Source organism: Phenylobacterium sp., assembly GCF_028290885.1.
In the GTDB taxonomy this organism is placed as follows: Bacteria; Pseudomonadota; Alphaproteobacteria; order Caulobacterales; family Caulobacteraceae; genus Phenylobacterium.
In genome coordinates this window covers 1-6,084 of record NZ_JAQGIZ010000169.1, presented here as the reverse complement: position 1 = coordinate 6,084, position 6,084 = coordinate 1, and the positions used below count along the sequence as shown (strand labels likewise).

The 6,084-nt window shown below is 68.8% G+C and carries 7 protein-coding genes; 2 read left to right on the top strand and 5 right to left on the bottom strand.

Translation table 11 applies throughout. The features are described from left to right. The 5 genes from mtaB to JWP28_RS11485 form a co-directional block, all read right to left on the bottom strand. Positions 1-1,050 (bottom strand): tRNA (N(6)-L-threonylcarbamoyladenosine(37)-C(2))-methylthiotransferase MtaB (mtaB, locus tag JWP28_RS11505; RefSeq protein ID WP_299542987.1); only part of this gene is annotated, 1,050 nt, incomplete at its 3' end. Beyond that, positions 1,047-1,880 carry a diaminopimelate epimerase gene (gene dapF / locus JWP28_RS11500; RefSeq protein ID WP_299542985.1) on the bottom strand — a complete coding sequence of 278 codons (834 nt, stop codon included), beginning with the start codon at positions 1,878-1,880 and terminating at the stop codon, positions 1,047-1,049. The genes mtaB and dapF, both read right to left, overlap by 4 nt. Before the next feature lie 210 nt (positions 1,881-2,090). Continuing rightward, on the bottom strand, positions 2,091-2,576 hold the full coding sequence (locus tag JWP28_RS11495; RefSeq protein WP_299542983.1) for a PadR family transcriptional regulator: 486 nt from the start codon (positions 2,574-2,576) through the stop codon (positions 2,091-2,093). A 168-nt stretch (positions 2,577-2,744) separates the two neighbouring features. Further along, positions 2,745-3,239, bottom strand: coding sequence for a hypothetical protein (locus tag JWP28_RS11490; RefSeq protein ID WP_299542982.1), 495 nt, complete (start codon positions 3,237-3,239; stop codon positions 2,745-2,747). A 178-nt stretch (positions 3,240-3,417) separates the two neighbouring features. Continuing rightward, positions 3,418-4,314: a hydrogen peroxide-inducible genes activator gene (locus JWP28_RS11485; RefSeq protein WP_299542980.1), complete on the bottom strand. Its 897-nt coding sequence runs from the start codon at positions 4,312-4,314 to the stop codon at positions 3,418-3,420. A 133-nt stretch (positions 4,315-4,447) separates the two neighbouring features. Between JWP28_RS11485 and JWP28_RS11480 the strand changes: the two genes are divergently transcribed. Together JWP28_RS11480 and JWP28_RS11475 are read left to right on the top strand one after the other, a co-directional pair. Next, positions 4,448-5,005, top strand: a complete 558-nt coding sequence (locus tag JWP28_RS11480) for a peroxiredoxin (protein ID WP_299542978.1) — start codon at positions 4,448-4,450, stop codon at positions 5,003-5,005. A 63-nt stretch (positions 5,006-5,068) separates the two neighbouring features. Beyond that, positions 5,069-5,638 carry a carboxymuconolactone decarboxylase family protein gene (locus JWP28_RS11475; protein ID WP_299542976.1) on the top strand — a complete coding sequence of 190 codons (570 nt, stop codon included), beginning with the start codon at positions 5,069-5,071 and terminating at the stop codon, positions 5,636-5,638. Positions 5,639-6,084 lie beyond the last annotated feature (446 nt).

Below are 6,084 nucleotides of genomic sequence, written 5' to 3'. Positions count from 1 at the left end.
CACGGCTCGCGCCACGGGCGGCATCCGCGCGGCGGGCGTGCCGGGGCGCGGGCTGAACGGGAAGACGTGCAGGAAGGAAAGCCCCGCCGCCTCGACCAGCGACAGGGTGTTCTCGAACATCGCCTCGGTCTCGGTCGGGAAGCCGGCGATCAGGTCGGCACCGAAGGCGGTGTCGGGGCGCACGGCGCGGACGTCGCGCACGAGCCGAAGGGCGTCGGCGCGGCTGTGCCGGCGCTTCATGCGCTTGAGGATCATGTCGTCGCCGGCCTGCAGCGAGAGGTGCAGGTAAGGCATCAGCCGCGGTTCGCTCGCCAGGCAGCGCATCAGGTCCGGGTCGATCTCGGCCGCGTCGATGGAGGATAGCCGCAGGCGCGGCAGCTCCGGGACCAGCTTCAGGATCCGCGCCACCAGTTGGCCCAGCGTCGGGGTCCCGGGCAGGTCCGCGCCCCAGCTGGTCACGTCGACGCCGGTCAGCACCACCTCGCGGTAGCCCTGGGCGGCCAGGCGCTTCACCTGCGCCACCACCTCGCCGGCTGCGGCCGAGCGGGAGTTCCCGCGGCCGTAGGGGATGATGCAGAAGGTGCAGCGGTGGTCGCAGCCGTTCTGCACTTCGACATAGGCCCGCGCGCGGTCCTTCAGCCCCCCAATCGTGTCTTTGGCGATCAGGTGCCCGGCGGTCTCGCGCACGCTCATGATGTCATTGACCCGTACCCGGCCGAGTTCGGGCGCGGCCACGTACGAACCCGGAGCGCTCTTCTCCGCATTGCCCAGCACCAGGTCCACCTCGGCCATGCCGGCGAAGGCGGCGGGGTCGATCTGGGCCGCGCAGCCGGTGACGATCAGCCTGGCGCCCGGCCGCTCGCGCCGCGCCTTGCGGATCGCCTGCCTCGCCTGGCGCACGGCTTCGCCGGTCACCGCGCAGGTGTTGAAGACGACGGCGTCGGACAGCCCGTCGGCCGCCGCCTGCTTGCGGATGATCTCGCTCTCGTAGGCGTTCAGCCGGCAGCCGAACGTGATGACGTCCACGTTGTCTTCGGACGGAGCGCTCATGGCAGCTCGCCCGCGAAATCTACGGCGGCCGGGCCGGTCATGATCACGTGGTCGTCGTCGCGCCACTCGATGAGCAGTTCGCCGCCATCCAGCACCAGGGTCGCCGCTCGGTCGGTGAGGTCGCGGCGGGCCGCGGCGACCAGGGCCGCGCAGGCGCCGGTGCCGCAGGCCGGGGTCAGGCCGGCGCCGCGCTCCCATACCCGCAGGCGGATGCGGTCGCGGCTCAGAACCTGGGCGAAGCCGACGTTCGCCTGTTCCAGGAACAGCGGATGGTGCTCGACGATCGGGCCGGCGATGACGATCGGAACGGCTTCGATGTCGTGGGTGAAGAACACCACGTGCGGGTTGCCCATGGAGACGCAAGCCGGCGACGTGGCCAGCGACGGGTCCTCGTAGAGCGTGACATCCAGCGAGCGGGTGTCCTGCTCGCGGGCCAGCGGGATGTCCCGCCAGTCGAGGCCGGGCTTTCCCATGTCGACGCTGACCAGCCGCTCGCCGGCGCGCTGGGCCAGCAGCCGGCCGGCCTTGGTCTCGATCACCGCGGCGTCCTGGCCGGAGGCCTGCATCAGCAGCCAGCCGACGCAGCGGGTGCCGTTGCCGCAGGCCGAGACCTCCTCGCCGTCCGAATTCCAGAAGCGCACCCGCGCGTCGACGCCCCCCTGTTGCGGATCTGGCGGTTCGATGACGATCAGCTGGTCGCAGCCGATCCCGCTCGTCCGGTCGGCGATCGCGCGCACCTCCGCGGCCGTCGGCGAAAACGGCGCGCTGCGGGCCTCGACCACGACGAAGTCGTTGCCGAGCCCGTTCATCTTGAGGAACGGACGGCTCATGGCGGCGGACATATAGGCCAAGACGGCCCGCAAGGCACGCCGCTGAGCCAAGGCGCTATGTCTGCCAGTTGCTCCCCTGCGGGGGAGCTGTCACCGAAGGTGACTAAGGGGGTCCGCTCAGACCTCGGCGGGGGACCCCCTCCGTCTCGGCGCCAGGCGCCGAGCCACCTCCCCCAAATCGCGCTTACGCGCTGGGGGAGGAACTTGCCGCTAGGTCTTCTCGATGGCCACGGCCATGTCGTCGATCATCTGGACGATGCGGTCGATCTCGTCTGGGGTGATCGGACGGCGCGAGAGCCGCTGGCCGAGCGCCATGCCGAGGTTGGTCATGGCGCGGGCGATGCGCGGGCGGGTGGAATCCGCGCCCTCGGCGGCCTCGGCCATGCGGGCGAAGACGGCGTCGACGCCGGCCTGGTTGGCCTTCAGCGCCTCGCGGCCCGGGTCGGTGGCCTCGTAGAGCTTGCGGCCGGCCTCGCCGGTCACAGGGCGGATGAAGCCCTCGTCCTCAAGCAGGGCGAGCGTCGGATAGATCACCCCGGGCGAGGGCCGATAGACGCCGCCGGTGCGGTCCTCCAGCTCCTTGATCAGCTCGTAGCCGTGGCGCGGCTGTTCAGCGATCAGCGCCAGGACCACGAAGCGAAGGTCGCCGTGCTCCAGGAAGCGGCCGATGCGGCCGCCGCGATGGTGTCCCCGCATGCCCCCGGGACCGCCCATATGGCCGCCCCAGGGATGACGGCCTCGGTGCTCATGGCCGCCGTGAAAGTGATGGTGTCTGTGCATAACGATAAGTCCCCTCCTTTGTCGGGACGTTATCGATATATCTAAACCGGATCGGCGGCGCAAGCATATTTAGATATGTCTAAACTATTTTGCGACCAAGGTCGGGAAGGCCTGCTTGCACAGTTCGTCGCCGAAGCCGTCGGAGAGCTCTTCTTCGGCCTTGGCCATGACCACCACCGCCACGCTGCGGCCGACCACCGTCTGGCCAACCTTGTAGTCGGCGACCACCGCGCCCGAATTGACGTCCACCAGCCTGGCGGAGCCGCGCAGGACGTTGGCGCCGGCCACGATAGCGGTCATCACCGCATTGGACTTGTCCAGGCGGTCCACCTTGGCCTCCAGCCGCACCGGCCGCTTGCCCTTGGCGCAGCCGTCGAGCTTGGCCTGGACGTGCTGGCGGAAGATGTCGTCGAACTTCGGACTGACCTTCACGCCGTCGGCGACGGTCAGCCTGATCTCGGAGACCTTCAACTGGGCCGCATCGCCCGTCGGGATCGCCGTCACCGTCGAGCTACGGGACAGGCTCATGCAGCCGCACAGGGCCAGGGCGGCGGAAGTCGCCAGCAGGACTTTGATCATCGTTGAGACTCCATCGGGCTAGTGTCGCGATTCCGAAGTTCGCAAGCGTTCGCGGCCGGCTTTGGCGAACTTCGGAATCGAACAGGACGCTAGCAAGTCCATGCTTTCTGGTGTGCTTCTTGGATTTCTGGTGCGCATCTTGAATTTGAAGGGCCCTGAACGCGGCGAACCCAGCGCACTAGATATGCTTCAGGGTTTCGGCGATCAGCTTGCCTTCGATGCTCCGATTGGAGCCGGCCCGCCAGGCGACCACGATCTCGCGGCTGGCGTGGCCGGGCGAGATGGGCCGCACGGCCACCGAGGCCGGGTCGGTGAGGCCGGCATCGACCGCCATGGCCGGCAGGAAGGTGACGCCGAGGCCGGAGCTGACCATCTGCACCAGGGTCGGCAGCGACGTGGCGGCAAAGGACTCCTCGCCGGACGATGTCTTCGGCGGCTTGAGACCGCAGGCGGCCAGGGCGTGCTCGCGCAGGCAGTGGCCGTCCTCCAGCAGGATGATGTCCTCCCGCTCCAGCGCCTCGGGATCCGCCGACTTCAGCCGCGCCAGCGGATGGCCGGCCGGCATAGCCGCCAGCAGCTCGTCGTCGGAGACGTGCGCCCAGTTCAGGCCGTGCATGTCGAAGGGCAGCGCGATCAGCGCCGCGTCCAGCTGGCCGGCCTTCAGGGCCGCGATCAGCCGCTGGGTCAGGTCCTCGCGCAGATAGAGCCGCAGCTTGGGGAAGCGTTCGCGCAGCACCGGCAGGGCGCGCGGCAGCAGGAACGGCGCCACCGTCGGGATCACGCCCAGGCGAAAGCGGCCGGTGAGCGGCTGGCCGGCGTTCTTGGCCGCCTCCACCAGCTCCTCGGCCTCGTTGAGGATGACGGTCGCGCGCCGCAGCGCCTCCTCGCCCACCGCCGTCAGGATCACGCCTGAGCGCGCGCGGTCGACCACCGGCGCGCCGAGGGTGCGCTCCAGCTCCTGGATGCCGGAGGAGAGCGTCGGCTGGGTGACATGGGCCGCGTCGGCGGCGCGGCCGAAGCCGCCCTGTTCGGCGAGGAGCTTGAGGTACTGCAGCTGGCGAAGGGTGGGGAGCATGGACAGAACATAGGCTTGCTCTATCGAAAATCCAGAGCCAATCGATTAGCTATTGGATCGGGCCACCCTTATCTCCACGCCTCGACGCCGCGGACCTCCCCGCCCCGGCGCGCAACGAAAACCGGAGACAAGTATGCTGACTGTTGGCGAGACCCTGCCTGACTTCAAGATCGTGGGCGTGAAGCCCGGCTTCATGCGCCACGAAGAGGGCGGCGAAAGCGCCTTCGAGACCCTGACCGAGGAAAGCTTCCCGGGTCAGTGGAAGGTGATCTTCTTCTACCCCAAGGACTTCACCTTCGTCTGCCCGACCGAGATCGCCGAGTTCGCGAAGCTGAATCCGCAGTTCGCCGAGCGCGACGCCGTGGTGCTGGGCGGCTCGACCGACAACGAGCATTCCAAGCTCGGCTGGCGCCGCGAGCACCCGGACCTGCACAACCTGCCGATCTGGAATTTCGCCGACAGCTCCGGCAGGTTCGCCCGTGAGCTTGGCGTGCTGAACGAGGACGAGGGCGTGGCCCTGCGCGCCACCTTCGTGGTCGATCCCGACAACGTGGTGCAGCACGTCTACGTGACCAACCTCAACGTCGGCCGCAATCCACAGGACACGCTGCGGGTTCTCGACGCCCTGCAGACCGACGAGCTCTGCCCCTGCAACCGCTCGGTCGGCGGCGAGACCCTGAAGGCGGCCTGAGCCTTCGACGGCGGGAGGGGCGAAGGCGTCCCTCCCTCTTCCCTTTTCAATTGGAGACCTGCCATGTCGCTCGACGCCCTGCGCGAGACGCTGCCCGCCTATGCCAAGGACCTCAGCCTGAACCTGTCCAGCCTGGCCGCGGAAACCACCCTCACCGACCAGCAGAAGTGGGGCGCCTTCGTCGCCTCGGCCTATGCGGTGGGAGCCGCCGCCGTCGTGAAGGCCGTCGAAGCCGCCGCGGTCGACGCCGGCCTCTCGGACGAAGCCCGGACCGCGGCCAAGGCCGCAGCGGCGATCATGGGCATGAACAACGTCTACTACCGCGCCACCCACCTGCTCACGAACAAGGAGTACGCGACCCTGCCGGCGCGGCTGCGGATGAACGTGATCGCCAACCCCGGCGTCGAGAAGGCGGACTTCGAGCTCTGGTCCACGGCGGTCTCGGCGGTGAACGGCTGCGGCGCCTGCCTCGACGCCCACGAGGCCGAACTGAAGAAGCACGGCGTCTCGGCCCAGCAGATCCAGGCCGCGCTCAGGATCGCCGCCGTGGTCAACGCCGTGAGCCGCGTGCTGACGGCGGAAGAAGCCGGGGTCGACGCGGTGAGCCGCGTGCTTACGGCGGAAGCTGCCTAAAGTTGCTCCGCCTCTGGCGAGCTGTCAGCGAAGCTGATTGAGGGGAGACTGCCCACCGCCTCTCCCCCGGGGCGAAGCCCTAGAGGGAGAGGATAAAGGAGAGGGCGGCGGAGGACTTTCCGGCGCGCTCCGGGTGGGTCAGGGGATCGCTGAGGCCACGGCATCGCCGCCTGTGATCCGTCGAATGCCGCGCCGCCCTCTCCTTCATCCTCTCCCTCTCCGCTTCGCGGGGGGAGAGGCATGTCTCTTCGGCGGGCCTTGAGACGCGGGGCCGCCTCCCCCAAAAAGGGGAAGGAATTGCCTAATCCGGTCTGCCGGTCTCGAGGTATTTCTTCAGCCGCGCGACCTGTTCGCCCAGCACCATGTCGACTGGCCCCGCCAGCGTCTCGGCGAGGCCGCCCTTGGCGTAGCCGCCGACGTCATAGGTCATCGTCAGCTCGGTATTC